Source organism: Kutzneria viridogrisea DSM 43870 (genome assembly GCF_000525635.1).
GTDB lineage: Bacteria > Actinomycetota > Actinomycetes > Mycobacteriales > Pseudonocardiaceae > Kutzneria > Kutzneria viridogrisea.
The window spans coordinates 9,809,929-9,835,246 of record NZ_CP007155.1; the positions used below are offsets into that span (position 1 = coordinate 9,809,929).

Genomic DNA, 25,318 nt, shown 5'->3' on the forward strand with positions numbered 1-25,318 from the left:
GAGCACATGTCCGGACCCCCGGCTACGGTCGGGTGGGGGACCGAGGGACCTGGGAGGTCAGGACATGGGCTCAGCGATCGCCGTCACGGGGGCGAGCGGGCAGATCGGCGGGCGGGTCGCGCGGCGGCTGGCGGAGGCCGGGGTGGCGCAGCGGCTCATCGGCCGGGATCCGTCGCGGCTGCCGGAGCTGACCGACGCCGTGCAGGCACCGCCCGCCGCCTACGGGGACGGGGAGGCGATGCGCCGGGCCTTCGAGGGGGCGGGCACCGCGCTGCTGGTGTCGGCGCACGAGGCCGCCGACCGGGTGCGCGAGCACATCACCGCCGTGGACGCCGCGGTGGCGGCCGGGGTGGAGCGGATCGTGTACATCTCGTTCCAGGGTGCCGCCCCGGAGGCGACCTTCACCTTCGCCAGGGACCACTGGCACACCGAGCAGCACCTGCGGGCGAGCGGGCTGCGGTTCACGTTCCTGCGGGACAGCTTCTACCTGGCGGCGCTGCCCGCGATGACGGGCGCGGACGGGGTGATCCGGGGCCCGGCGGGCACCGGGCGGGTGGCCGCGGTGGCGCACGACGACATCGCGGACGTGGCGGCGGCCGTGCTGCTGGGCGAGGGGCACGACGGGGCGACCTACGAGGTGACCGGGCCGGAGGCGATCACGCTGGGCGAGGCGGCCGAGGAGCTGAGCCGGTTCACCGGGCGGGTCGTGACCTACGAGCAGGAGAGCCGGGAGCAGGCGTACGCCTCACGGGCCCGGTACAACGCGCCGGACTGGGAGGTGGCGGGGTGGGTGACCTCCTACGAGGCCATCGCCACCGGCGAGGTGGGTCAGGTGAGCAGCACGGTGTCCCGCATCGCCGGGCACGAGCCGCAGTCGCTGCGCGAGTACCTCGTGCGCAATCCTGACAGTTATCGGCACATCACCGGTCAGGGGTAGGGCACAGTGGGCCGGTGACCGCTGGCCCCACCCTGTTCATGGACCTCCGCCCGTTGCGGGAGTCCCCGGCGTTCCGCAGGCTCTGGCTGGGTTCGGCGCTGTCCTCGACCGGTGGCGTGATGACCACGTTCGCGGTCTCGTTGCAGGTCTTCATGCTCACCGGTTCCTCACTGGCGGTCGGCGCGGTGGGGTTGGCGACCGCCCTGCCCGGCATCGTGTTCGGCCTGCTCGGCGGTGCGATCGCGGACGCCGTGGACCGGCGCAAGCTGGTGCTGGTCACCAACAGCGCCATGGCGGTGGTCTCCGCGCTGCTGGCCGTGCAGGCCTTCGCCGGGCTGAACCAGCTGTGGCCGCTGTACACCCTGGTCGCGGTCCAGTCCGTGCTGAACACTGTGAACTCCCCGGCGCGCAGCACGTTCGTGCCGAGGCTGTTGTCCCCGGAGCGGTTGCCCGCCGGGATCGTGCTGTCCATGTTCACCTTCCACCTGAGCGTGACGGTGGGGCCCACGCTCGCCGGGCTGGTGACCGCGGCCTGGGGCCTGAAGCTCTGCTACCTGCTCGACGCGGTGAGCTTCGCGGCCGCGCTGTACGGGGTGTTCCGGTTGCCGCCCATGCCGCCCGAGGGCGGTGCCACCCGTGCCTCGCTGCGCTCGGTGGGCGACGGGCTGCGGTTCATCCGCCGGAGCAAGGTCCTCACCGGGGCGTTCCTTTCCGACATGAACGCCATGGTGCTGGGCATCCCGATCGCGGTGTTCCCGGCGATCAACGCGGAGCGGTTCGGCGGTTCGGCGCAGACCCTGGGCCTGTTGACGGCGGCGGTGGCGGCGGGCGGTGTGCTGGGCACCGTGCTGTCCGGGCCGGTGCGCCGCGTGTCCCGGCACGGCCTTGGCATGCTGGTAGCCGGGTCGGTGTGGGGTCTCGCGCTGGCCGGGTTCGGGCTCGCCCACGACCTGTGGCTCGCGCTGACCCTGCTGGGGCTGGCCGGGGCGGCGGACGTGCTCTCGGTGGTGTTCCGCTCGACGATGGTGCAGGTCAGCACCCCGGACGGGTACCGGGGGCGGATCAGCGCCGCCGAGTACGTGGTGGGCGGGGTCTGCCCGCAGCTGGGCAACTTCCGGGCGGGCGCGGTGGGCTCGCTGACCTCCTCCGGCTTCAGCGTGGTCAGCGGCGGCCTGGCCACCGTGCTCGGGTCGGCGCTGATCGGCTTGGCGCTGCCCGCGTTCACCCGGTACCGGGCCTCACGCGAGCCCGCGCACTGAGTGCGGCGGCACCCGGTCCCGCCAGGGCGCGGCCTGCTCCAGCTGGGCGGCGATCCGGAACAGCAGGTCCTCCCGGCCGTAGGCGGCGACGAACTGCACGCCGATCGGCAGCCCGTCCCGGCTCTGGCCCAGCGGCAGGCTGATCGCGGGCTGCCCGGCGATGTTGAACACCGCGGTGAACGGCCCGTAGTCGAAGATCGAGCGGATCCAGCCGGTCACGGTCTGGCCCGGCTCGTCCTGGCGCAGCGTGCCGTGCGGGGCGGGCAGTTGGCCGAGCGTGGGCGTCACCAGCAGGTCGTGGCCGGTGAAGAAGGCGCCGACCGACCGGCTCACCCGGTTCTGCGCGTGGAAGGCGTCCATCAGGTCGTACACGGTGAGGTCGGCGACCTCCTCGAACAGGCGCCGGGACACGGCCTCCATCTCGTTGGGGTCCGGCGGGCGCGGGGCCTGGCGGAACGTGCTGGCCAGGAACGCCATCTCGGCCGGGACCATGCTGGTGATCACGTCCTCCCAGTCCAGCGCGGGGCTGCCCTGGCTGACCACGTGCCCCAGGTCGGCCAGCAGTTCGCCCGCCGCGACCGCCGCCGCGGCGACCTCGGGGTCCACGGCCACCCCGGACCACGCCTCGGTGCTGAGCGCGACCCGCAGCGGGGCCAGGTCGGCGGACAGCTCCTCGGCGTAGGGCCGGACCGGCGGCGGGGCGGTGTACTTGTCGCCGACGCCGGGCCCGTGGATGGCGTCCAGGAAGTGTGCGGCGTCGCGCACCGTGCGGGTCAGCGCGAACTCGTAGGACAGGCCGAACACCGGCTCGCCCAGGTCGGGGCCGCAGGGTGTGCGACCGCGGCTGGGCTTGAGCCCGACCAGCCCGCAGCAGGAGGCGGGCACGCGCACCGAGCCCGCGCTGTCGTTGCCGTGCGCCACCGGCACGGCCCCGGCGGCGACCAGTGCGGCGGCGCCACCACTGGACCCGCCGACCCCGTGGTCGAGGTGCCAGGGGTTGCGGGTGGGGCCGTGCTTGACCGGCTCGGTGGCGAAGCTGATGCCCAGTTCGGGCGCGGTGGTCAGGCCGAGGGTGACCAGCCCCGCCGCGCGCACCCTGGTCATCAGGTCGCTGTCGTGCCTGGCCAGTGCCCGGCGCACGCCGCGGCTGCCCATGGCGAAGGGCACGCCCTCGGCGACCGGCCCGCTGTCCTTGATCAGGAACGGCACCCCGGTGAAGGGGCCGTCGGCGCTGTGCTCGAGCGCGGGGGAGAACAGGGGCAGCGCCAGCCCGTTCACCTGCTTGTTGGCCAGGTCCAGCGCGTGGCGTGCGGTGCGCTCGACCTCGGCCGGGCTGACCTCGCCCGCGCGGATCAGCTCGCGGAGGCCGATGGCGTCGCGGCTGGCGTACTCGTGCGGTTCCACCAGTTCACTGTCGGGCTGACGGCCCGCGGGCGAAATCCCGAGATCTGGGGGGTGGGCCGGGGCGATACTGGGCGGGTGAGCAGCGTCGGGCAGTTCGGTGCCGAGCTCGCCGAACGGATCGGCGGGGTGATCCCGCACGAGAGCTACATCGTGGTGGGGCAGGACCCGGTCAGTGGGGCGGGCTGCTTCATGGCTGGCGGTCACGAGTTCCTGCTGCCGACCCGCTACCAACTGGAGGTCGAGCAGCACGGCAACCTCGGCGTGCGACCTGCCCCGATCGCCCGGTTCGGGCCACGCACCCCGGGGCCCGCCTACACCCGGCACACGCGCGAACTCATGGCGGCTGAAGGCTTCCAGTGCGCGCTGCGCATCAGCCTGGGCTGGGGCGAGCTGGTGCTGCTGCGCGAGGTCGGCGGCAGGCCGTTCTCCGTGGCGGAGGGCCAGTCCGCTGTCCGGCTGATCCCGGCGCTGGCCGAGCAGCTGCGTGCTTTTGTTGCCGCCCAACCACTTCGTTCGGCGCGGTGCGAGCTGCCGCCGGGCGTGGTCGTCCTGGACGGGTCGGACCGGCCCACGGCGGTGACCCCCGCTGGACGGCAGATGCTGCGCGCGATGGCTCAGGACGAGAGCCGCACGGACGAGGAGCTGGTGGCCAACCTGTGGAACATCGCCTGCCTGGCAAGGCGTTCCGAGGACGGCTCGGCGATCAGCCGGATCCCGACCGCCGAGGGCTGGCTGTCGCTGGAGGCCCAGCTGACCGGTGGGGCGGATCCCGGCGAGGTGGTGGTGACGGTGCAGCCCGCGTCCAGCGTGGCGTTGCTGCCCGCGGTCTCCGCGTGGTTCGGCCTGACCGCCCGCGAGCAGCAGGTGGTGCGCCAGGTGCTGGAAGGCTTGCCCGCCAAGCACATCGCGCGTCGGCTGGAGCTGTCCCCGCACACCGTGAACGACCACCTCAAGGCGATCTACCGCAAGACCGGGGTGTCCAGCAGGGAGGAACTCATGTCCGGTCTGGCGAGTTGACCCGCAGCCCGGCGATGACCAGTTCCAGTCCGTGCTCGAAGTGCTGCTCCGGGTGCGGCCCCGGGATGTGGCCGACCGTGGCGTGCAGGTTCGGGTGCAGCCCTGGGTCGATCGCGGCGATCAGCCGGTCCGGGCCGGAGTCGTCGGCGATCTGCTCCTCGGTGGTGTGGCCGACCACGTAGTGGGTGATCGTGTCCACGGCCCACACCGCGTCCCGGTCGGCGAACCCGGCCGCGCGCAGGGTGCCGATCATCGCCTCGCCGTAGGCAAGGGCGTTGGGCAGCGGGAAGAAGGAGCCGGAGAACAGCCGGGCCCCGTCGCGCCGGGACAGCAGGGCGCGGCGCAGCCGGGCGGCCAACTCGGCGAGCCTGCGGTCCCAGGACAGTTCCGGGTCCAGGCCGGTGGTCACCCCGTGCAGCAGGGCGTCGGCCATCGCCTCCAGCAGCGCCTGCTTGCTGCGGAAGTGCCAGTAGGTGGCGCCGTTCTGCACGCCGAGGGCCAGCGCCAGCCTGCGCATCGTCAGGTTCTCGATGCCCGCCTCGTCGAGCAGGTCGAGCGCGCCCGCGAGCACCTGTTCCCGCGTCAGCCGCATCGGGTCCTCCAGAACTCGGGTTGACGTCCGCACCCAGTATGACCAAGACTTCAACACCGTTGAAGTTCGGGAGGGGGCAGGATGCGCGTCGTTCGCTTTCACCAGTACGGCGGCCCGGAGGTGCTGCGCGCCGAGCAGGTCGAGCGCCCGGAGCCGGGGCAGGGCGAGCTGCTGGTGCAGGTCGGCATGGTGGGGGTCACGCTGCCGACCGTGCGGCTGACCCACGGCGGCCCGGAGCTGCCGCACGCCCCGGGCGGGGACGTGGTCGGCCGGGTCGCGGCGATCGGCGCGGGAGTCGAGGGCTGGCAGGTCGGCCAGCGCGTGGTGGGCCTGGCCTTCGCCGGGGCCTACGCCGAGTTCGCGACCGTGTCGGCGGCCTTCGCCACGCCGGTGCCCGAGGACATCGCCGAGGCCGACGCCCTGGTCCTGGTCCGCAGCGGCCAGGTCGCGTTCGCGGCCCTGCACGTGGGCGGGGTGCGGGCCGGGGACGAGGTGCTGGTCACCGGCGCGGCGGGTGGGGTCGGCCACGTGGCGGTGCAGCTCGCGAAGGCGTTGGGTGCCAAGCGGGTGCTGGCCGCGGTGGGCGGCGCGGGCAAGGCGGAGTTCCTGCGCGGGCTCGGCGCCGACGAGGTGCTGACCTACCAGGAGATCGCCGGGGACACGGCGGACCTGGTGCTGGACGGGGTCGGCGGCGAGGTGCTGCAGCACGGGCTGCGGGCGCTGCGGCCACTGGGCAGGCTGGTGACCTACAACGCGGTCGGCGGCCCACTGGAGGTCAACGAGCTGCGCATGCGCACGATCTCGGTGATCGGTTTGGCCATGGCCCACTTCGCCAGGCTCCGGCCCGAGGTCTATGCGGCCAACCGCGAGCGGCTCTGGGACCTGGTCCGCGGGGGTGCGCTCCGGCCAGCGGTGCACGGGGTGCTGCCGCTGGCCGAGGCCGCCCAGGCGCACCGGATCATCGAGTCCCGGGCGAACCTGGGCAAGGTGGTGCTCAGCCCGACAGCCTGCTGAGCAGCTCGGGGTGCTCGGCCAGCGACTGGGCGAGGATCGCGTCGCTGACGGGCTTGCGCGCCGCCAGGTCCACAGTGGACCAGTCGATCGGGCCCAGCGGCGGCTGCGGGTCGTACTCGATGAGCAGCTGGACCTCGGCGGCGATCTCCTTGCCCGCCAGGCGTTGCACGAGGTGCAGCGCCATGTCGATGCCCGCGGCGACCCCGGCCGCGGTGATCACGGGGCCGTCCTCCACCCAGCGCTGCGCCACCGGCGTGGCACCGTACTTCGCCAGCAGGTCGCGGAACATCCAGTGCGTGGTGGCCCGCCGACCCGCCAGCAGACCGGCCGCCGCCAGCAGCAGCGAGCCGGTGCACACCGAGCCGATCACCTCGGCGCCCTCGGCCAGCCCGCGGATCCTGGCCAGCAGCCGCTCGTCGGCCAGCCCTTCCAGCGTGGGCTGGAGGCCGCCCGGCAGGACCACCGCGTACGGGTCGGTGATCTGCTCGTAGGTGTGGCTCGCCGCCAGCAGTAGCGGCAGGTCGGTGTACACCGGGTCGAGCGACTCGCCGACCACCACCGTGCGGTGGTCGGGCACCAGCCGGGAGAGGGCGTTGAGCACCTGGAGCGGTCCGACCAGGTCCAATGGGGTGCAGCCGGGGTAGAGCACGAACGCGATGTCCTTCATGGCACGACCTTCCCGGGCCGCCGCACCCGGCGGCAACGTCCCGCGCACACGGTGTCCGAAATCTTGGTATCCCTGTCTTCCGGACGGCGCTGCTACCGTCGGCTGCCATGCGCAGAGTCGTGGTGCTCGGGTACGACGGGGCCGAGCTGCTGGACATCGCCTGCGTCACCGACTCCTTCGACATGGCGACCCGGCTCGGCGCCGACCCGGGCTACGCGGTGGAGTTCGTGACGATGGGCGGCAAGCCGGTGCGCTGCTGCTCGGGCCTGGTGCTGGCGGCACACGGTGCGCTGGAACGGGTGCGCGGGCCGCTGGACACGCTGGTGATCGCGGGCGGGTCCGGGCACGACGCGGCTGCGGCGAACCCCCGGCTGCTCGCGCACGTCCGGCGGCTGGCCAAGGAGAGCCGCCGGGTGGCCTCGGTGTGCAGCGGGGCCACGGTGCTCGCCGCCGCGGGCCTGTTGGACGGGCGGCGGGCCACCACGCACTGGATCTACGCGGAGCTGTTCGCGCAGCGGTATCCGGCGGTGGAGGTGGACCCGAAACCGCTGTACGTGCGGGACGGCGAGGTCTACACGGCGGCGGGCGTGACCAGCGCGCTGGACCTGACGCTGGCGCTGGTGGAGGCCGACCACGGGGCGGAGCTGGCCCGCCGCGTGGCGCGGATGCTGGTGACCTACCTGCAACGACCCGGCAACCAGGCGCAGGTCAGCATGTTCGTGTCCGCTCCGCCGCGCGAGGACGGGCTGGTGCGCAACCTGGTCGGGCACATCGGTCAGCACCTGGACGCGGACCTGGGCACGGCGGCGCTCGCCGAGCGCGCTGGCGTCAGCGAGCGGCACCTGACCAGGTTGTTCCTGGAGCAGGTGGGCATGCCGCCCGCGAAGTACGTGCGGGCCACCCGCACCGAGGCCGCGGCGCAGTTGCTGGTGTCCACCACCCTGCCGCTGGCCGCGGTGGCCAGGCGCTGCGGGTTCCGCTCCACCGAGACCCTGCGGCAGGCGTTCGTCGGCAGCTACGGGATCTCGCCGTCCCAGTACCGGAACCTGACAGGATCTGTCAGGTAAGCCTGTCAGGGTCGTACCCATGAGCGAGAACAGCTACACGTTCACCAACTGGGACGAGAAGACCAGCAGCAGCGAGGACGGGCACTCGGTGGCCCACGCCGCCGTCACCTTCGTCTACTCCGGGGCGATCACCGGCACCGGCACCTCGAACCTGCTGATGCACTACCGGCCGGACGGCACCGGCACGTTCATCGGCCTGGAACAGGTCACCGGCACGGTCGACGGCCGCCAGGGCAGCTTCGTGCTCTCGCACCGGGGCCACTACGGCCCCGACGGGATCCACGACGAGATGGCGGTGGTCGCCGGTTCCGCCACCGGGGACCTGACCGGGTGGACCGGGACGCTGGTCGCCGACGCGACCGAGGGCCAGCAGGAGGTGCCCTACTCGCTCACTTGCCCGTGACCAGGTGCACCACGAGGATGCCGATCGCGGGCGAGGCCGCCAGCGCACCCACGCTGAACAGCACCCGGGTCGCCACGTGGTTCTCGTCCTTGATCAGCAGGTTCTTGCACTGGGCGCACATCTTCAGCCCGGTCCAGGGCGCCCCGCAGTACGGGCAGCCCTTCGCCTCCAGGTCGGTCCTGGTCTTCCTGCGCACCAACAGGAACTCGAAGACCCCGGCCGCGACCCAAGCGATGATCATGCCGATCAGCCACGGCGTGGACGCCTCAAGCCACCTCACGGTGGCCATGCTCGCACAGCTTGTAACGTCGAGGCGTGTCGGATGGGTACGCGGTCGTGGACGTCGAGACGACGGGGTTCGCGGCGAGTGGTCGGGATCGCGTCATCGAGGTGGCCGTGGTGCAGGTGGACCGCTCCGGCGAGGTGACCTCCGAGTGGTGCACCCTGGTCAACCCCGGTCGCGACCTCGGCCCGCAGCACATCCACCGGATCACCGCTGCCGACGCGCGCCGGGCGCCCGCCTTCCACCGGGTCGCGGGCGCGCTCGCCGCGCAGCTGGCCGGCCGGGTGGTGGTGGCGCACAACCTGTCCTTCGACGCGCGCTTCCTGGCCGCCGAGTTCAACCGGCTCGGCGTGCCGGTCCCGGTGGCCGCCGAACTCGGCCTGTGCACGATGGAGCTGGGCGGCCGGTACCTGCCGGAGCGCACCGGCCGCTCGCTGCGGGCCAGCTGCGACGCGGCGGGGGTGCGCATCGTCGACGCCCACTCCGCGCTGTACGACGCCCATGCCGCGGCGGGCCTGCTCAGCCACTACCTGCGGATGGCGGGCAGGCCCGAGCCGTGGCGGGACCTGCTGGACTCGGCGCGCGGCTGGCGCTGGCCAGTGCTGCCCGCCGAACTCGCCGAGCAGGTGCGTCGGCGCAGGGCGGCCGAGCAGTGGAGCCCGCCCACCGACCTGCCCTCGCTGCGGGTCGGCGACCTGGTGGTGTTCACCGGGCAGACCGAGGCCCCGCGTCAGGACCTGGTGGACCGCGCGCTGGCACACGGCCTGCGGGTCAACGCCGGGTACGTCACCAGGCAGACCCGGCTGCTGGTCGCCGCCGACCCGGACTCGATGTCGGTGAAGGCGAACACCGCCCGCCGCTACGGGGTGCCGATCGTCAGCGAGGCCGTTTTCGGTGATCTGTTGACCTGAACTGCCCGGATCGTGACCAAAGATCACCGGTACGAGTGTGGTCGGACACTTGAACTGCGTACTACCTGCGGAGCAGGCTAACGCTCGAAGCCTCCCCGATGCGGAAGGTGCGAACGATGAGTGCCGTGGACACGGCGGCACCTGCCACGACAGGGACCATCTGGGACGAGTTGGTCTCGGAACTCCCGGTCGGGGTGCTGCTGCAGGACGAACAGGGCGGGGTCCTCGCCGCGAACGACCTCGCCGGGAGCCTGCTCGGGCTCAGCCGCCACGACCTCCTGCACGGCAGCAGACCTGCCGGGTGGGTGGCCTGCGACGACTCCGGGGCACCGCTTCCGCACAGCGCCGAGATGACCGCACAGGTGTTACGCGCCGCCGGCAGGCTGACCGTGCCGATGGTGGTCTTACGCGACGGCCTGCCGCACGCCCGGCTGTGGGTGGACTACCAACCGGTCCGCCACCGCGGGCGGCCCTGCCTGCTGGTGCTGCTGCAACCCGTGCACACCGACGTGCCGCACAGCAGGGGACTGCTCGATCCGCTGACCGGTCTGCCCAGCCGCGCGCTGCTGCTGGACCGGCTCGACCAGTCGCTGACCCGCTCGCGCACGAACGGCTCGCTGACCAGCCTGGTGCTGGTCGACGTGCACCGGCTCGCCGAGGTGAACGCCGAGTTCGGCTTCGACACCGGGGACGACCTGCTCACCGTGCTCGGTGGCCGGTTGCGCACCGGCCTGCGCGCCGACCACACGGTCGCCCGCTACGGCGGGGACGAGTTCGCCGTGGTGGCCGAGCACCCGGACGGCACCGGGGAGCCGATCGCCGCGCGGGTGCGGGAGCTGACCGAGCGGGCGGTGCGCCTTGGCCGGGTGCGGTTGCGCCCCAGGGTGCGGGTCTGCTGGGCGACCAGCGACGGGTCGGCCCCGGTGCACGCCGTGGTCAGCTACGTGGAGAACCGCCTGCGCAACGGCTGATCCCGGACATGCCGCTGGGCCCGGGGAGCGGATCGCTCCCCGGGCCCAGTTCGTTCAGCTAGCTAGCTCACATGCCAGCCACGTGCGGGATGACCTTGATGCCGTCGGTCTTGGGCAGCTGCAGCAGCTGGGCACCCTCGGGGGCACCCGGCAGCACGCCGGACAGCGAGGGCAGGTCGCGCTCCTGCTTCGGGGCGGCGGCGGGCACGCCCGGCAGCTTGATCCCGTTCAGCAGGTTGGCACCCGGCAGGTCGCGCTCCTGGGCACCGCCCGGCAGCTTGGCCAGCTCACCGACGTGCACCAGCTGGTCCAGGATGGACAGCCCGCCCATGCTGGGCAGCTCGCGGGCGCCCATCAGGCCCTGGCCGCTGACCGGCAGGTCCACCAGCGCGTGCTCGTTGCTGGTGGTGACCGAGGTCAGGTTGTTCTCGTGGGTCACGGCCTGGCCCAGAACGCGCAGCGGCACGTTGACGATCTGCGCCACGACGCCCGCGGGCACGTTGCCGTTCACGCCGGACAGCGTGTTCGAGGCACCGGCGGTCGCGTGGCGACCAGCGGTGGCAACGTCGGTCAGGTTGGTGCCACCGGTGCCGGTGATGCCGACCACGGAGGCGGCGTCGCCGAAGACCTGCGCCACACCGGCCACCGGCACCTGCACGATGTCACCGGCGCCGGAGCCGCTCAGGCCGTTGGTGAAGATGTCCCCACCGGCCAGGTCGGCGGTCTTGTTGTTGCCTGCCTGGAACGCGTTGCCAGCGCCACCCACGGCGTCGTGCACGACCTCGGCGTTCACCGCGGCGGGCACGGACACCACGTCACCGGCCAGCGAGCCGGCCAGCCCGGAGGTGGCCGAGTCGCCACCGGCGGTGCTGATCTGGGTCAGCGCGCTCTTGGACCCGGCCTGCCCGGCGGCGGCCACGGAGTCGGCCAGCACCTGGGCGTCGGCCACGTAGGGCACCTGGGCGATGTTGCCGGACACCGCGCTGAAGTGGCCGTCCGTCTTGGTCACGCCACCGGCGAAGTTGCCGGTCCACGCGGTCGCGTCGGAGGCGGCGTTGCCAGCGGCACCCACGGCGTCGCCGTTCACCGCGGCGTTCACGGCGCCGGGCACGTTGGCCACGTTGCCGGACACCGAGCCCAGCGCACCGCTGGTGGTGGTGTCGCCACCGGCCGACGGGTCGATGTAGCCCTTGGTCAGGGAGGCGGCCAGGCCGCCCGCGGTCACCGAGTCACCGAACACGGCAGCGGTCGCGGCGGCGGGCACGCGGGCCACGTTGCCGGAGATGCCGCCACCGACGCCCGAGGTCTCGGCGTCCTTGCCCGCGGTGTCCCACACCTTGGTGTCGTCCTTGGCGGTCGCGATGCCCGCGGCGGACACGGCGTCACCGAAGACCTGCACGACCGGAGCGGCCGGGACCTGCGCGAGGTTGCCCGCGACCGAGCCGAACTCGCCCGTGGTCTTGTCGGCGCCACCGGCGGTGGAGCTGGTCATGTTGCTGGCCAGCGCGTTGTCCACCGCACCAGCGGCGGCCGAGAGCCCGGTGCCCTGGATGGCACCGGCCACCGGCACGTCCGCGACGTTGCCGGTGATGGCACCGCCGTGGCCGTCGGTCGTCGCGCCGCCACCGGCGACGGAGGTGGTGACGCCCTTGGCGATGGCGTCGCCGTTGCCCACCAGGTTGGCGGTGTCACCGAACAGCTGGGTCGGCAGGGACACCGGCACCTGGGCGATGTTGCCCGAGGCGCTGCCCTTGGCACCGTTGGCGTGCGTGGCGTTGCCCGCGGTGGAGGTGGTGTCGGAGTTCGCGGTGCCGCTCACGTTCGCGACCCAGCCCACGGCGTCGCCGAAGACCTGGACCGGGGCCGACACCGGGACGGCGGCGATGTTGCTGCTGACCGTGCCGCGGTCGTCGTTGGTGTTGGCGATGTGGCCCGCCTCGACGTCCTTGACCTCCTTGGCCAGGCCGTCCGCGTTGCCGCCAAGGGAGCCACCGGCGCCGAAGACCTCGGCGGGCAGAGCCACCGGCACGAAGGCGATGTTGCCGCCGCCGACCGCGTCGTTGCCCAGGGTGCCGTTGTAGCCGCCGTCGTTGACCTTGGAGTCGTTGCTGGCGGTGCCCGAGGCGTTGCCCAGCAGCGAGGCGCCGCTGCCGAACACGTCGGCGGCACCGGCGATCGGGGCCACCGCGTCGTTGCCACCCAGGGTGGACTTGTCACCGACGGTGTAGGTGTCGCCACCCGCCATCATCGTGACCTTGTTGATGTCGCTGCCCGCGGCGGTGCCGATGGCGGTGACGCCGTTGCCGAACACCTCGACCGGCAGGGCGACCTCGGGGTCGACCAGGTTGCCGGAGATGGTGGACTTGGTGCCGTCGGTGTGCGAGGTGCCGCCGGCCTCGACGTTGTTCTCGGTCAGGCCCTTGGCGATCGTGTTGCCCGCGCCGGCGATCGCGTTGCCCGCGAGCAGCACCTTGGTGGCGATCGGGGCCTGGACGATGTTGCCCGCGCCGGTGGCCGGGTCGCCGTTGGTGTGGATCCAGCCCAGCTCGGTGTTGTCACCGGCGAGCACGTCGGCGCCGCTCTTGGAGGCGGCGTCCCCGTTGCCCACGAAGGCGATGCCGTTGCCGTTGGCCTCGACGGGCAGGCCCACCGGGACCGCCACGACGTTGCCGCCGAGGGTGGAGCTCTTGCCATCGGTGCGGATGACGCTGCCCGCGGCGGTGTCGGCGTGCGCCGAGCCCCTGCTCTCGGCGTTGCCGCCCACGGCGATGGCGTTGACCGCGGCCTGCACCGGGATCGCCCCGGCGACGTTGACCACGTTGCCGGTGAGCGTGCCCTTCTCACCGCTGGTGATGATCGGGGTGGTGCCGACGTGGCTGACGACAGTCGAGGAGCCCTCGGCTTCGGCGTTGCCAAGCGCGGCGATCGCGTTGTTGGTGATCTGCACCGGGGCGGTCAGGTCGACGGCGACCTCGTTGCCCGCGATGGAGCCCTTGCGGCCGTCGGTGACGGTCGGCGACTGGGCCGAGCAGTCCATCGTGGAGTGGCTCACCGAGCTGGCGTTGCCGGTGGCGGCGATGGCGTTGCCCGAGATGTCGATCGGGATGCACACGTCGACCGGGATCGTGTTGCCGCGGCTGATGTTCTGCCCCGGGTCCACCGCGATGTTCTTGTTCTGCGAGGACAGCGGGTGCGCCTGCAGCGACTTCGTCAGGTCGCGGGTGTTGATCGTCTGGTCGACAGCCGGGGTGCTGACGCCACCGAGCGCGGTACCGATGGTGTTCTGGTCGATGTGGACCGGAACCTTGACGTTGACGTCCGCCAAGTTCGGGGTGGGGACACCCAGCGGGTTCACCGAGGTGCCGGCCTCGGAGGCGTTGGCAACGCCTGCACCGATGACCAGCAGTCCACCGGTGACGAGCGCGGCCTGGAAACCACGCTTCGCCCACGTCTGCATTTTATCTCCTTCGGTTGTCCCTTGCGGGAGCTAGCGAGGTGGCCGGGACTTGGGGGTTAGTCCGGGGCTACGGCCACCGTTTTCGGAAGTGGGATGCACCTCGGCTGAGGACGGGTACATCCCGGGTCGCTAGCGCGGCTGGAACGGCGCAGGAGAATGCGCACGGACCGGAAAACGGTGCGGACACACAGTGTCCTGCTACCGCCAGCCGCGCGCGGGAATCAGTCAGGCGTGATGCCGGGCTGCTTGCCGGGCATCACGGACACCGACTGCGAGATGGCCTTGATGGCACGGATCGCAGCGGCGCCGAGGGTGTTACCGAACGAAAGCCGGTCGGTCGAGGTGGGCGAACCGGGTGAACCGGCACCACCGTGACCGGCACAGCACGGTGCCGAGGGAACCGAGGACGGGTCCGAGGGCACGGGTGCGGAGTTCCTCGGGCCGGGCTGGTCCGAGCTCCGTGCGGGCAGCGTGTGCGGCCCGTGCTGCTTGTGCGCAGCGGAGAAACCACCAGTGGTGGCGCCGAGCACGGCCTGCGGCAGTACGCGCTGGACCGGAGCACCGGTCACGGCGGGCACGGCCTGCTGGCCGGTGGTGGGTGCGGGAACGACCTGGTCACCGCTGATCACGGGGATCGGCAGCTTCACCTTCACGGGAAGCTTGGCCAGGGGCAGCTGCACCACGTGCTGCACCAGGTCGACCGAGTCGCCGACCAGCTCTCCGGCCTCGCCGGTGACCAAGTGCTGGCCGACCCGGTCGAAGTCCTGCTTGAGCTGGTTGGTGAACCGCTCCACGTCGGCGGCGTCGGGCAACTGCCCCGGTGCCGCCAGCGCCTGGTGCTGTCCGTGCAGGGCCTCGTCGGTGGACTTGACCGCAGGCTTGGCCGCCGTGGCGACCGCGCGCGCCATCTCGTGCACCCCGTCGTCCGCTGATGCGGTTTCCGGCGAGTGGCTGGTCGCGGTGTTCACGTCGGGCAGTGCCAGCAGGTCGTCCTGGTGGACGGTGCCCGCGGACGCGGTGGCCGCGGAGAAGGCCCACGCGGCGGCGGTGATGCCGACCGCACCGCCGATGGTCAGCAGTGCACGGGAGAGCACGCGCCGCACGCGGCCGCCCTCCACATTCGCACGCTGTTCCACCGGCACGGGTTCCTCTCGGGGTCACCACTGGACTGAGATTTCGCCGACAAGATTCGAGGTGATCGAGCGACCACGCTCCGTCGACAACGATCACCTTGTCAGCTCGGCGGGCCGTGCACAGCCCCGTGCGGCCAACATCCCCGGAAAGTGTGAACCGAGCGCTGCTGGGTCACAGCGGATACCTTGATCGGGTGACTTCTGCGCGGCCGAACCGCTCCGAGGACGTCAGTCCCCTAGTCCCGAAGGCGCTGCGCGTGAGCGCCGCGCTGAGCTGGCGAGTGCTCGTGATCGCGGGGGCGATCTGGTTGCTGGGCTGGGTGATCGGCTACCTGGGCGTGGTCGTGATCCCGGTGGCCGTCGCCCTGCTGCTCGCCGCGCTGCTGGCGCCCGCGGTCGGCCAGCTGGTGCGCTGGAAGGTGCCGCGCGGGCTGGCCACCACCGTGGTCGTGGTCGGCGGGGTCGTCATCGTGGTCGGCGTGCTCTACGGGGTCATCAGCGCGTTCGTGTCCGGTCTGCCGGAGTTGCAGTCCAAGGTGGCCGACAGCGTGAACGCGATCCAGGCCTGGCTCGAGGGCCCCCCGCTGAAACTGTCGCACGACCAGTTCCTGAACCTGCCGGAGAAGCTGATCGGCCTGATCAAGGACAACCAGCTGACCATCACCACCGGGGCGCTGAGCACCGCCGCCACGCTGGGTGAGCTGGTGACCGGCGCGCTGCTCGTGCTGTTCACACTGATCTTCTTCCTGCACGACGGCGCGGGCATCTGGTCCTTCCTGATCCGGGTCGTGCCCGCCGACGTGCGCCCCCGCGTGGACGTGGCGGGCCGCCGCGGCTTCTCCTCACTGGTCCGCTACGTGCGCGCCACCGCGGCCGTGGCCGTGGTCGACGCCGTCGGCATCGGCATCGGCCTTGGCATCGTGGGCGTGCCGCTGGCCGTGCCGCTGGCCGCACTGGTGTTCCTCGGCGCGTTCATCCCGATCATCGGCGCGGTCATCGCGGGCACCGTCGCCGTGCTCGTCGCCCTCGTGGCCAAGAGCTTCGTGTCGGCGCTGATCGTGCTCGCCATCGTGGTGGCCGTCATGCAACTGGAGAGCCACATCCTCCAGCCGCTGCTGCTTGGCCGCGCCGTGAAGCTGCACCCGCTCGCCGTGATCCTGGTCATCGCCAGCGGTTTCACCTTCGGCGGCATCGCGGGCGCGCTGATGTCCGTGCCGGTGCTGGCCGTGCTCAACTCCGGCATCCGCTCGCTGCTGCACGACCAGGGCGTGGACCCCGCCGAGGTGGACCCGATCCGGTCCACGGACACGGAGCCGGGCGAAAAGCAGTAGCGCCCACCGCCGAGTTATCCACATGTGGATCTTCAGCAAGATCAACTGTCGGGATGGGGCGGTAGACTGGTGACGGGGACGCCCCCTGGGAGTGGCGGGGGATGCACCAGTCAGCTGGGGAATCTCAGGCCATGGCGACGAGGTTGCGGCCGAAGCCCTTGGCGGACAGCAGCGCCGAGTCGGCGGCGACCAGCAGGTCGGCCACGTCGTAGCCGAACCGGTCCGAAGTGGAGACGCCGATGCTGACGGTCAGCCCGGACAGCTCGTGGGCGTAGCCGTCGGTGGCGGTGGTCGGCACGCGCAACTGGGCGATGGCCATGCGGACCCGCTCGGCCACGGACTCGGCGACCTCGGGGCAGGTGTCGGGCAGCAGCACGACGAACTCCTCACCGCCGAAGCGGCCGACCAGGTCGCCGCGGCGCACGTTGCCGCGCAGTTCCAGTGCGACGGCGGCGAGCACGGCGTCACCGGCGAGGTGGCCGATTTCGTCGTTGACCCGCTTGAAGTGGTCCAGGTCCAGCAGCAGCATCGCGGTGGACTGCTTGCGCTGACGTGCCCTGGCCAGTTCCTCGCGGGCCATCCGGTCCCAGTGCACGGCGTTGGCCAGCCCGGTCTTGGCGTCGCGCTGCGCGAACCGGCGCCACTGCGGCAACTGCGCGGCCCGCTCCAACAGGAACATCGGTGGCGCGGCGAGCAGGCCGCGCGCGGGCTCCACCGCCACGGCGAAGGCCATCAGCGTGCCGATGCTGCACGCGACGATGCCCAGCACCACGTCGATCGGCACACCGAGCACCTCGTCAGCGGCCGAGGAGGGCGCGCGCAGCCAGAGGCCGAAGGCCACCAGCAGGGCGCGGGCCAGCAGCAGCACCGTCCCGCTGAGCAGCAACATGCCGAGGTTCCAGCTGGGCCGCTCCCAGCCGAGCACGGCCCGCGCCGCGAACGTGGCCAGGGTGGTCGCGGCCATGGTGAACAGCCAGCGGTGCGAGTCGGGCCGTACCCCGAGCACCCCGTACAGCGCGGGCCCGAGCAGCAGCAGCGCGAGCAGGTTCGGCGGTAGGGCGAGCACGCCCGCCGACAGGTAGCTGATGTGCAGTGCCCAGGGATTGCGCTGACTGTCCTTGGACAGCAGCGCGGCGACCGCGGTGCCGACGATCACGACCAGACCGGTTCCCGCGATCACCGAGAACCGGACGACCTGTTCGGCGTTGGGCCTCGGTGTGGAGACGAGCACGTACGCGCCGACCGCCACCGCGGCTGCGTCGACGACGAGCCAGTAGAGCAGTGCGGTTTTCCGCAATCTCCACAACGGCCACTCGCGCAAGTACTCACCCTCCCCGTGCGGGGACGTACCGGAAGCAACGACTGCTGGTGGGGATCGCGTCCGACACCGCGCCACCAGATCATCTTGAGCCTGACACATCGGACCACGGGGCAGAAGACGCCCACCCAGGGGTTAGCCCAGACCACCCGGTCACGGCACTATTGGCCCGGGAGGGAGCACACCGTGAGAGAACACCCATCCGTTCCGGGGACAGTTCGCCAGGAGGATCCGGCGACACCGTTCTGGCGCGGCACCGTTCTACTACGGATTGTCACGTTGGTGTTCGCGGTGAACACCATCTGGTTTCACCAGAACGACTACAAAATGCCCGGCCTCGCCTGGCTCGTCGCCGGGGTGATGACGGTGTGGACGGGTGTGCTGACCTATTTCTACGGCCGTGAGGACGGCCGCCGGGGTTGGCTGGTCGTGACCGATCTGGTGCTCAGCTGTGCCCTGATGTTCTCCTCCATCCCGATCGTGGGCGCCGACCAGTTGCGGTTGCAGGCACCGCTGATCACCACCCTGTGGTCCAGCGGGCCGGTGGTCGCGGGCGCCGTGCACGGCGGGCGCACCTGGGGCATCGTGTTCGGCTGCCTGGTCGCGGCCTCGAACCTGTTCCCGCGCGGCTACTTCGACGTCTACCTGGCCGAGGACACGGTGCTGCTGATCGGCGCGGGCCTGGTGGTGGGCATCGCGGCGGACGGGGCGAGGAGGTCGGCGGAGCGGGTGCGGCAGGCGCTGCGGGCGGAGGCTGCGGCGGCCGAGCGGGAACGGCTGGCCAGGTCCATCCACGACGGGGTGCTGCAGGTGCTGGCCAGGGTGCGCAGGCGCGGGCTGGAGGTGGGCGGTGAGGCCGCGGAGCTCGCGGTGCTGGCGGGGGAGCAGGAGATCGCGCTGCGGGCGCTGATCGCGACCGGGCCGGTGGCGACGACCCCGGACGGGGAGACCGACCTGCGGCCCAGGTTGCAGTTGCTGACCACGGGGCGGACGCAGATCTCGGTGCCGCCGACCCAGGTGCTGGTCCCGGTGAGCACGGCCACCGAACTGGACGCCGCGGTGCGCGAAGCTCTGTCCAATGTGGATAAACATGCCGGGGAGGGTGCCCGCGCCTGGGTGCTGCTGGAGGACCTCGGCGGGGAGCTGGTGCTCAGCATCCGCGACGACGGCGGGGGCATCCCGGAGGGCAGGCTCGCCGCGGCCGAGGCCGAGGGCCATCTGGGTGTGAGTCAGTCGATCCGGGGACGGGTGGTGGACCTGGGTGGCACCGTTGACCTGACGACCGGTCCCGGCGAGGGCACGGAGTGGGAGCTGCGCGTTCCCGTGGGGAGGACGAAGTGAGCGTGTCGGTGATGGTCGTGGACGACCACCCGATGTGGCGGGACGGCGTGGCGCGGGACCTGGCCGAGCGGGGGTTCGAGGTGGTGGCCACCGCGGCCGACGCCGAGTCGGCGGTGCGCATCGCCAAGGCGGTGCGGCCCGAGGTGGTGCTGATGGACCTGAACCTGGGCGAGCAGTCCGGGGTGAGCGCCACGCAGGGCATCACCGCGGCGCTGCCGGACACCAGGGTGCTGGTGCTCTCCGCCAGCGGGGAGCACAACGACGTGCTGGAGGCGGTGAAGGCCGGGGCCTCGGGCTACCTGGTGAAGTCGGCCTCCGCGGCGGACCTGGTGGCGGCGGTGCGGGAGACGGCGGCGGGCAACGCCGTGTTCACCCCGGGACTGGCGGGGCTGGTGCTCGGCGAGTACCGGCGCATGGCGGCGGCACCGGCCGGGAGCGAGCCAGCCCCGGAGCTGACCGAGCGGGAGACCGAGGTGCTGCGGCTGGTGGCCAAGGGCATGACGGCCCGGCAGATCGCCACCCGGCTGACGATCTCACACCGGACGGTGGAGAACCACGTGCAGTCCACCCTGCGCAAGCTCCAGCTGCACAACCGGGTCGAGCTGGCCCGCTACGCCATCGAGCACGGGCTGGACGCCGAGGGCTGAGACCTGTCCGGTTGTGTCCTTGCCGGGCTCGGCCGGGGCTCAATACCGTGGGTGGGCCGCCACAGTCCCTGCCGATTCCCTGCTCGGCTGGTGTCGACCCCTGACAACGTTGTCACCGGTTGCGGCAGGCCCTGTCCCTGTGAGGGCTCATGTTCCTTCGACGACTCGTCCCCGCAACGCTGGCCACCCTGCTCCTGCTCGGTGCATCGGCACAGGCGGCGCAGGCCGCCCCGGTCGGATCGGCCGAGTTCAGCGCCGAGCAGCAGAGCGCGGCGCTGGCCTTCTGGACCCCGCAACGGCTCGCCTCGGCGACGGGCGCCGACACCGGTGCGGCGATCGCGGCCACCTCACCCCAGCGCTGGACCGGCGGCGGGCTGATCAGCAGCACCGCGGGCAAGGTGTTCTTCCACAACCCGAAGACCAACGGCACCTACGCGTGCTCCGGCGACGCGGTGAACAGCGGCAACAGGTCGATCGTCGCCACGGCGGGGCACTGCGTGGTGGACACCGACGGCACGGCTTACGACAACTGGGTGTTCATCCCCGGCTACGACCACGGCAACCGGCCGCACGGCACGTTCGCGGCGACCTCCCTGCACTGGGAGTCGCAGCGCATCGGTGACTCGGACGCGGCCTGGGACGCGGCCTTCGCCACGGTGGGCACCGTGAACGGGCGCAAGCTGGTGGACACCGTCGGCGGCCAGGGCATCGGCTTCGACCAGGCCCCCGGCCAGCAGGTCTACTCCTTCGGCTACGGCGGCTCGGACGCCGAGGGGCGCGGTGAGCAGCTGAACTGGTGCACCGGCACCGAGTTCAACCCCGGCGGTCACGCGGGCGGCGGGGTGTGGGGCATCCCGTGCGTGCAGACCGGGGGCTCCAGTGGCGGGCCGTTCCTGCAGAACTTCGACCCCGCCACCGGAGTCGGCACCCAGATCGGCAACATCAGCATCAGCGCGGGCGACTCCGAGTACCACCCGTACTACGGCTGGGAGGCGCACGCCGCGTACGACGCCGCCGACCGCGGCTAGTGCGCGCGCCGCGGGGTCAGCGCTGCCCGCGCCGCGAGCCTGGCGTGCTCCGGGTCGTGCGCGGCCAGCGCTGCCTTCGCGGCGAGCTGGCACTGGTCGGAGTGCACCTCGGCCAGTCCGGCGCCGACGCGGGTCAGCGCCGCGGCGTTCATGGACAGGCTGGTGACGCCAAGCCCGACGAGCACGGCGGCCAGGTGCGGGTCGGCCGCGGCCTCACCGCAGACGCCCGCGGGCTTGCCCACCTCGGTCGCCGCCTTGCCGACCAGCGCGATCAGCCGCAGCAGCGCGGGCTGCCACGGGTCGTTCAGCGCGGCCACGGCGCCGACCTGGCGGTCCGCGGCGAAGGTGTACTGGGCCAGGTCGTTGGTGCCGAGGCTGACGAAGTCCACGGCGTCGAAGACCTCGCGGGCGGTCAGCGCCGCGGCGGGCACCTCGATCATCACGCCCGCCCGGCGCAGCCCGGCGGCCCGCGCGCGCTTGACGAACCAGTCGGCCTCCTCGGCGGTGGCCACCATCGGCGCCATCACCGACACCTCGGCGCCGGTCTGCTCGGCGGCCCTGGCGATCGCTTCGAGCTGGCGGTCCAGCACCCCGTTGTTGGTGAAGGCCACGCGCAGCCCGCGCACGCCCAGCGCCGGGTTCGGCTCCGGCTCGGGGGCGAGGAAGGCCAGCGGCTTGTCGGCACCGGCGTCCAGGGTGCGCACCACGACCTGCTTGCCGGGGAACGGCGCCAGCACCGCGCTGTACGCCTTGACCTGCTCTTCGACCGTGGGCTCGTTGGTGGCCGACAGGTAGCAGAACTCGGTGCGGAACAGGCCGACGCCCTCGGCACCGGCCTCGGCGGCTGCCCTCGCGTCGGCGGCCGAGCCCACGTTGGCCAGCACCTTGACCCGCGAGCCGTCGGCGGTGATGCCGATCCCGTTCCAGACGGCCTTCCTCCCCGAGGAGGCGGCCAGCACCTCGACCCGTCCCGAGGGCACCTCGACCACGCCGGTGTCCCCGTCCACGACGAGCCCGCGCAGCTCGCCGACGGAGAGCAGGCCGGTGCAGGCGACGACGGCGGGGATGCCCAGTGCGCGGGCCAGGATCGCGGTGTGGCTGGTGGGCCCGCCCTCCTCGGTGACCAGCGCGAGCACCTTGCTCGGGTCCAGTCCTGCCGTGTCGGCCGGGGCCAGGTCGCGGGCGACCAGCACGCTCGGACCGGTCAGCGCGGGCACGCCGGGCGGGTCCACGCCGAGCAGTTCGGCGACCACCCGGTCGCGGACGTCACGGATGTCCCGGACGCGTTCGGCCATATAGCCACCGGCGGCGGCCAGCGCGGTCGCGAAGGTCTCGGCGGCCTCGTGCACGGCGCGCGCCGCGGGCAGCGAGCGGCCGGTGACCAGCTTCTCCGCCTGGGAGATCAGCGCCGGGTCGGCGGCCATGGCGGCGGTGGTCTCCAGCACCGCCTTGGCGTCTCCCGAGGCGGCCTCGGCTCGCTCGGTGAGCCGGGCCGCGACGGCCTCGGTGGCCGGTCGGATGCGCGCGGCCTCGGCCGCCGGATCGGTGGGGGCCGGTGTGGACGCCGGTTCCGGCAGCGGGTCCGCCACCTGGACAACGGGGCCCGAAGCCCGCCCCGCACTCACACCGACACCCTTGAGCCGCGTGCTCGACATGGTCTAGACCATACCCTCCGAGTCGGGGACCTCACCACGGGTTGGATAGGACCGTTGTGTGCCGGGTCGGGTGACGGACACGGCCGCCACGCGCACCGCGTAGCGCGCGGCCGTCACCAGGTCCGCCCCCTCGGCGAGCCGGGTCACCAGTGCGCCGACGAACGAGTCGCCCGCGCCGGTGGTGTCCACGACCCGCACCTGTGGGGAGGCCACCTCGGTGCTGCCGCCCGCCTCGACGACCAGCGCCCCGCGCCCGCCCAGCGTGACCACGACCGACTTCGGCCCGAGCCCGAGCAGCCGCTCCGGCTCCAGCGGACCGTTGAGCAGCCACTGCGCCTCGTGCTCGTTGACCACCAGCGGATCCAGCGCCGCAAGCGTTTGCGGGGACAGTTCCGCCACCGGTGACAGGTTCAGCACCGGACGAACCCCGGCCTCGGCGGCGATCTCCACCGCGCGCTCCACCGCGGGGATCGGCACCTCCAGCGAGGCCAGCAGCACCCGGGCCGCCGCGATCGCGTCGGCCGCCGAGTCCACCTGCCGCACCGTCACGTCCGAGTTGGCCCCCGGCGAGACGACGATCGTGTTCTCCCCGTCCGGGGTGACCGTGATGTAGGCGGCCCCGCTGGCGCGGTCGGTCACCCGCACCAGGTCCATCCGGACCCCGGCCTTGCCCATGGCGGTGCGCAGCAGCTCGCCGTTCTGGTCGTCACCGACCGCGCCGAGCAGCGCGACCTCGGCCGCCAGCAGGGCCGCGGCCACCGCCGCGTTCGCGCCCTTGCCGCCCGAGGCCAGCACGGTGTCCGAACCCAGCACGGTCTCGCCCGCACCGGGTCTGCGCTCGACCCGCACCACCACGTCCACGTTGGCCGAGCCCACGACCACGATCTGCGCTGTCACAGGTCCGAGCCTGCCACGGATGTCGGCCGAACCGTGATCGGAGCTAGGTAGGCATACGCATCCATTTTGGACGCCGTGGCCTCATCCTGTCTGCCATGACCACTCCTGACCCGCTGGCCGCACTCGCCGCGGAGTTGGACCAGATCGGCCACCGCCTGTACGCGGTGAGCCAGGAACTGCGCCGCCAGCAGCAACTCGCCGCGCGGCCGGTGGCACCACCCGTGCAGCCGATGGCCCCGCCGCCCGTCATGCCCGCGCCCGTGGCCCAGCCTGCCGTCATGCCCGCGCCCCAGCCCGTGCCGCCGGTGGTGCACTACCCGACGCTGCCGCCCGCACCGCCGCAGGAGTCCGTGTACGAGCGGTTGAGCAAGGACGGCGCGGGCAGCAAGGTGCTGGCCTGGGTCGGCGGGGCGGTGACCCTGTTCGGCATGGTGCTGCTGCTGGTGCTGGCCGTGCAGCGCGGCTGGCTCGGCCCGCTGCCCCGCGTGCTGTGTGGGGCGGGGCTCGGCGGGGTGCTGGTCGCCGCGGGGCTGTGGGTGCACCGCTCCCCGGCAGGCCGGGCCGGGGCGTTCGCGCTGGCCGCGACCGGGTTCGGCGTGCTCTACCTGGACGTGGTCGCGGCCACCTCGCTGTACGAGTTCCTGCCGAACTGGGCCGGGCTGCTGGTCGGACTGGTCGTCGCCGCGGCGGGTCTGGCGTTGGCCGCCCGCTGGGACTCCCAGCCGCTGGCCGCCTTCGTGGCCCTGGGCTGCGCGGTGTGCGACCCGATCCTCACCCAGGGCTTCACCCCGCTGCTGGTGGCCTTCCTGATCGTGCTCCAGGTCGGCGCCCTGCCGGTGCACCTGCTGCGCAGCTGGCCGGGACTCGCCCTGGCCACCGGCCTGCCCCCGCTGATCGGCGCCCTCTTCAGCACCGTGAGCTCGCTGCGCCAGCCCGCCGACGGGCACGCCATCGCCGCGGCCGCACTGGTCGCGATGCTGGTCGGACTGGTCGTCGCGGTGATCACGCTGCGTCGCCGCACCGAGGACGCGGTGCCGCTGGTGCTGATGACCACGGCCCCGCTCACGCCGATGGCCGCCGCCGTACTGCTGCCACGCTGGGAGGCCGCCGGGCTGGCCGGGATCGTCGTGCTGGCGATGGCCGGGATCGCGCTGGCCGACCGGTGGCTGACCAGGGCCAGCACGCTGATCGGCACCATCGTGGGTGCGCTCGCGCTGGTGCAGGCCACGGTGATCGCCACCGATGGCGCGACCAAGGCGGTGTTGCTGGTCGCCGAGGCCGCGGCACTGGCCGTGCTGGCCACGGTGGTGCGCCGCCGCGAGGTCGTGCTGGCCAGCGCGATCCTCGGCGCCATCGGGGTGCTCGTCGGCTTCGGCCGGGTGCCGCCGACCCTGCTCCTGCTCGGCCACCCGCTGGACGTGGTGGCCTCCGGCGCGCTGCTCGGCGCGCTCACCCTGGCCACCGCCGTGCTGCTGCCCGTCGCCGGTGTGCGCAGCGGACTGATCGGTACCGCGACCCGCGAGCCGGTGCCCTGGGTCCTCGCCGGGTTGGTCGGCCTCTACGGGGCGGCGGGCACTGTGATCTGTTGCGCACTTCTCGTCTCCCCGGACCGCACCGGGTTCCTGTTCGGACACGCTGTGGTCACGGTTTCGTGGACAGTTGGTGCCGTGCTCCTGCTGCTGCGCGGGATCGCCTCGGCGGCCCTGCGTGCGACCGGGTTGGTGCTGGTCGGAGCCGCTGTGCTGAAGTTGGTGCTGTTCGATCTGGCGGCACTGGACGGCATGGCCCGGGTCGCCGCTTTCCTCGTCGCCGGTTTGCTACTGCTACTGGCAGGCACCCGGTACGCCCGTTTGGTCTCAGGTGGACGAGTCATAACGGATGAGTCGCAGGGTGTAACAATCCAGGCGCAGGACTGATATGCAGGTGTGGACCACGGAGGAAATCCTCTGTGGTGGGGTTCATCCCCTGGGTCCAGTCGTGGCAGAT

General features: G+C 72.4%; 22 protein-coding genes. 13 read left to right on the forward strand and 9 right to left on the reverse strand.

The features are described from left to right. Positions 1 to 64: 64 nt before the first annotated feature. Positions 65 to 937, forward strand: a complete 873-nt coding sequence (locus tag KALB_RS43220) for an SDR family oxidoreductase (RefSeq protein ID WP_025361914.1) — start codon at positions 65 to 67, stop codon at positions 935 to 937. Between the two features lie 14 nt (positions 938 to 951). Then, entirely contained in the window at positions 952 to 2,196 is a 1,245-nt protein-coding gene (locus KALB_RS43225) for an MFS transporter (protein WP_025361915.1), read from the forward strand. On the opposite strand, the gene KALB_RS43230 is transcribed toward KALB_RS43225, so the two are convergent. Next, positions 2,176 to 3,600 (reverse strand): amidase, encoded by a 1,425-nt coding sequence (locus KALB_RS43230; protein WP_025361916.1) that lies wholly within the window; start codon positions 3,598 to 3,600, stop codon positions 2,176 to 2,178. The genes KALB_RS43225 and KALB_RS43230 overlap by 21 nt on opposite strands. A 75-nt stretch (positions 3,601 to 3,675) precedes the next feature. On the opposite strand from KALB_RS43230, the gene KALB_RS44740 reads away from it, so the two are divergent. Then, entirely contained in the window at positions 3,676 to 4,617 is a 942-nt protein-coding gene (locus KALB_RS44740; RefSeq protein WP_051913052.1) for a helix-turn-helix transcriptional regulator, read from the forward strand. Here KALB_RS44740 and KALB_RS43240 read toward each other — a convergent pair. Next, entirely contained in the window at positions 4,595 to 5,209 is a 615-nt protein-coding gene (locus KALB_RS43240; protein ID WP_025361918.1) for a TetR/AcrR family transcriptional regulator C-terminal domain-containing protein, read from the reverse strand. The two genes, KALB_RS44740 and KALB_RS43240, sit on opposite strands and share 23 nt — an antisense overlap. A gap of 81 nt (positions 5,210 to 5,290) precedes the next feature. Here KALB_RS43240 and KALB_RS43245 point away from each other — a divergent pair, with 81 nt between their 5' ends. Beyond that, positions 5,291 to 6,223 carry a quinone oxidoreductase family protein gene (locus tag KALB_RS43245; RefSeq protein ID WP_025361919.1) on the forward strand — a complete coding sequence of 311 codons (933 nt, stop codon included), beginning with the start codon at positions 5,291 to 5,293 and terminating at the stop codon, positions 6,221 to 6,223. Here KALB_RS43245 and KALB_RS43250 read toward each other — a convergent pair. After that, entirely contained in the window at positions 6,204 to 6,890 is a 687-nt protein-coding gene (locus tag KALB_RS43250; protein ID WP_025361920.1) for a DJ-1/PfpI family protein, read from the reverse strand. The two genes, KALB_RS43245 and KALB_RS43250, sit on opposite strands and share 20 nt — an antisense overlap. 107 nt (positions 6,891 to 6,997) lie before the next feature. Here KALB_RS43250 and KALB_RS43255 point away from each other — a divergent pair, with 107 nt between their 5' ends. After that, positions 6,998 to 7,957 carry a GlxA family transcriptional regulator gene (locus KALB_RS43255; RefSeq protein ID WP_025361921.1) on the forward strand — a complete coding sequence of 320 codons (960 nt, stop codon included), beginning with the start codon at positions 6,998 to 7,000 and terminating at the stop codon, positions 7,955 to 7,957. Between the two features lie 19 nt (positions 7,958 to 7,976). Further along, the gene (locus tag KALB_RS43260; RefSeq protein WP_025361922.1) at positions 7,977 to 8,360 is read left to right on the forward strand and encodes a DUF3224 domain-containing protein; all 384 of its coding nucleotides are present in this window, start codon (positions 7,977 to 7,979) and stop codon (positions 8,358 to 8,360) included. Here KALB_RS43260 and KALB_RS43265 read toward each other — a convergent pair. Beyond that, positions 8,347 to 8,649: a hypothetical protein gene (locus KALB_RS43265; RefSeq protein WP_025361923.1), complete on the reverse strand. Its 303-nt coding sequence runs from the start codon at positions 8,647 to 8,649 to the stop codon at positions 8,347 to 8,349. The two genes, KALB_RS43260 and KALB_RS43265, sit on opposite strands and share 14 nt — an antisense overlap. Positions 8,650 to 8,675: 26 nt before the next feature. On the opposite strand from KALB_RS43265, the gene KALB_RS43270 reads away from it, so the two are divergent. Further along, entirely contained in the window at positions 8,676 to 9,554 is an 879-nt protein-coding gene (locus KALB_RS43270) for an exonuclease domain-containing protein (RefSeq protein ID WP_025361924.1), read from the forward strand. Positions 9,555 to 9,670: 116 nt separating this feature from the next. Next, positions 9,671 to 10,525, forward strand: coding sequence for a diguanylate cyclase domain-containing protein (locus tag KALB_RS43275; RefSeq protein ID WP_025361925.1), 855 nt, complete (start codon positions 9,671 to 9,673; stop codon positions 10,523 to 10,525). 67 nt (positions 10,526 to 10,592) lie between these two features. Here KALB_RS43275 and KALB_RS43280 read toward each other — a convergent pair whose 3' ends face one another. Then, positions 10,593 to 13,982: a beta strand repeat-containing protein gene (locus tag KALB_RS43280; protein WP_025361926.1), complete on the reverse strand. Its 3,390-nt coding sequence runs from the start codon at positions 13,980 to 13,982 to the stop codon at positions 10,593 to 10,595. Between the two features lie 221 nt (positions 13,983 to 14,203). After that, positions 14,204 to 15,118 (reverse strand): hypothetical protein, encoded by a 915-nt coding sequence (locus tag KALB_RS43285; RefSeq protein ID WP_148309884.1) that lies wholly within the window; start codon positions 15,116 to 15,118, stop codon positions 14,204 to 14,206. A 191-nt stretch (positions 15,119 to 15,309) separates the two neighbouring features. On the opposite strand from KALB_RS43285, the gene KALB_RS43290 reads away from it, so the two are divergent. Next, entirely contained in the window at positions 15,310 to 16,446 is a 1,137-nt protein-coding gene (locus KALB_RS43290) for an AI-2E family transporter (RefSeq protein ID WP_025361928.1), read from the forward strand. Positions 16,447 to 16,570: 124 nt separating this feature from the next. On the opposite strand, the gene KALB_RS43295 is transcribed toward KALB_RS43290, so the two are convergent. Beyond that, positions 16,571 to 17,743, reverse strand: a complete 1,173-nt coding sequence (locus KALB_RS43295; protein ID WP_338033838.1) for a GGDEF domain-containing protein — start codon at positions 17,741 to 17,743, stop codon at positions 16,571 to 16,573. Between the two features lie 207 nt (positions 17,744 to 17,950). Between KALB_RS43295 and macS the strand changes: the two genes are divergently transcribed. The 3 genes from macS to KALB_RS43310 all read left to right on the forward strand — a co-directional run bounded on the left by macS (position 17,951) and on the right by KALB_RS43310 (position 20,780). Then, complete coding sequence (macS, locus tag KALB_RS43300) at positions 17,951 to 19,105, forward strand: MacS family sensor histidine kinase (RefSeq protein ID WP_025361930.1); 1,155 nt, start codon at positions 17,951 to 17,953, stop codon at positions 19,103 to 19,105. After that, positions 19,102 to 19,752, forward strand: coding sequence for a response regulator (locus tag KALB_RS43305; protein ID WP_025361931.1), 651 nt, complete (start codon positions 19,102 to 19,104; stop codon positions 19,750 to 19,752). Before macS ends, KALB_RS43305 begins: the two co-directional genes overlap by 4 nt. A 149-nt stretch (positions 19,753 to 19,901) precedes the next feature. Then, positions 19,902 to 20,780 (forward strand): trypsin-like serine peptidase, encoded by an 879-nt coding sequence (locus KALB_RS43310; RefSeq protein ID WP_025361932.1) that lies wholly within the window; start codon positions 19,902 to 19,904, stop codon positions 20,778 to 20,780. Here the strand turns inward: KALB_RS43310 and ptsP are convergent. Then, positions 20,777 to 22,435, reverse strand: a complete 1,659-nt coding sequence (gene ptsP / locus KALB_RS43315; protein ID WP_025361933.1) for a phosphoenolpyruvate--protein phosphotransferase — start codon at positions 22,433 to 22,435, stop codon at positions 20,777 to 20,779. The two genes, KALB_RS43310 and ptsP, sit on opposite strands and share 4 nt — an antisense overlap. Before the next feature lie 3 nt (positions 22,436 to 22,438). After that, a complete protein-coding gene (locus KALB_RS43320; RefSeq protein ID WP_025361934.1) occupies positions 22,439 to 23,332 on the reverse strand; it encodes a ribokinase in 894 nt (297 codons plus the stop codon). 95 nt (positions 23,333 to 23,427) lie between these two features. Here KALB_RS43320 and KALB_RS43325 point away from each other — a divergent pair, with 95 nt between their 5' ends. Next, positions 23,428 to 25,248, forward strand: coding sequence for a DUF2339 domain-containing protein (locus tag KALB_RS43325; protein ID WP_025361935.1), 1,821 nt, complete (start codon positions 23,428 to 23,430; stop codon positions 25,246 to 25,248). Positions 25,249 to 25,318: the final 70 nt, after the last annotated feature.

Coding starts and splice junctions, on each gene's coding strand:
- KALB_RS43280 (WP_025361926.1), bottom strand. CDS start 13,982: ATGCAGACGTGGGCGAAGCGTGGTTTCCAGGCCGCGCTCGTCACCGGT.
- KALB_RS43255 (WP_025361921.1), top strand. CDS start 6,998: ATGCGCAGAGTCGTGGTGCTCGGGTACGACGGGGCCGAGCTGCTGGAC.
- KALB_RS43325 (WP_025361935.1), top strand. CDS start 23,428: ATGACCACTCCTGACCCGCTGGCCGCACTCGCCGCGGAGTTGGACCAG.
- KALB_RS43245 (WP_025361919.1), top strand. CDS start 5,291: ATGCGCGTCGTTCGCTTTCACCAGTACGGCGGCCCGGAGGTGCTGCGC.
- KALB_RS43260 (WP_025361922.1), top strand. CDS start 7,977: ATGAGCGAGAACAGCTACACGTTCACCAACTGGGACGAGAAGACCAGC.
- KALB_RS43220 (WP_025361914.1), top strand. CDS start 65: ATGGGCTCAGCGATCGCCGTCACGGGGGCGAGCGGGCAGATCGGCGGG.
- KALB_RS43265 (WP_025361923.1), bottom strand. CDS start 8,649: ATGGCCACCGTGAGGTGGCTTGAGGCGTCCACGCCGTGGCTGATCGGC.
- KALB_RS43275 (WP_025361925.1), top strand. CDS start 9,671: ATGAGTGCCGTGGACACGGCGGCACCTGCCACGACAGGGACCATCTGG.
- KALB_RS43250 (WP_025361920.1), bottom strand. CDS start 6,890: ATGAAGGACATCGCGTTCGTGCTCTACCCCGGCTGCACCCCATTGGAC.
- ptsP (WP_025361933.1), bottom strand. CDS start 22,435: ATGTCGAGCACGCGGCTCAAGGGTGTCGGTGTGAGTGCGGGGCGGGCT.
- KALB_RS43240 (WP_025361918.1), bottom strand. CDS start 5,209: ATGCGGCTGACGCGGGAACAGGTGCTCGCGGGCGCGCTCGACCTGCTC.
- KALB_RS43310 (WP_025361932.1), top strand. CDS start 19,902: ATGTTCCTTCGACGACTCGTCCCCGCAACGCTGGCCACCCTGCTCCTG.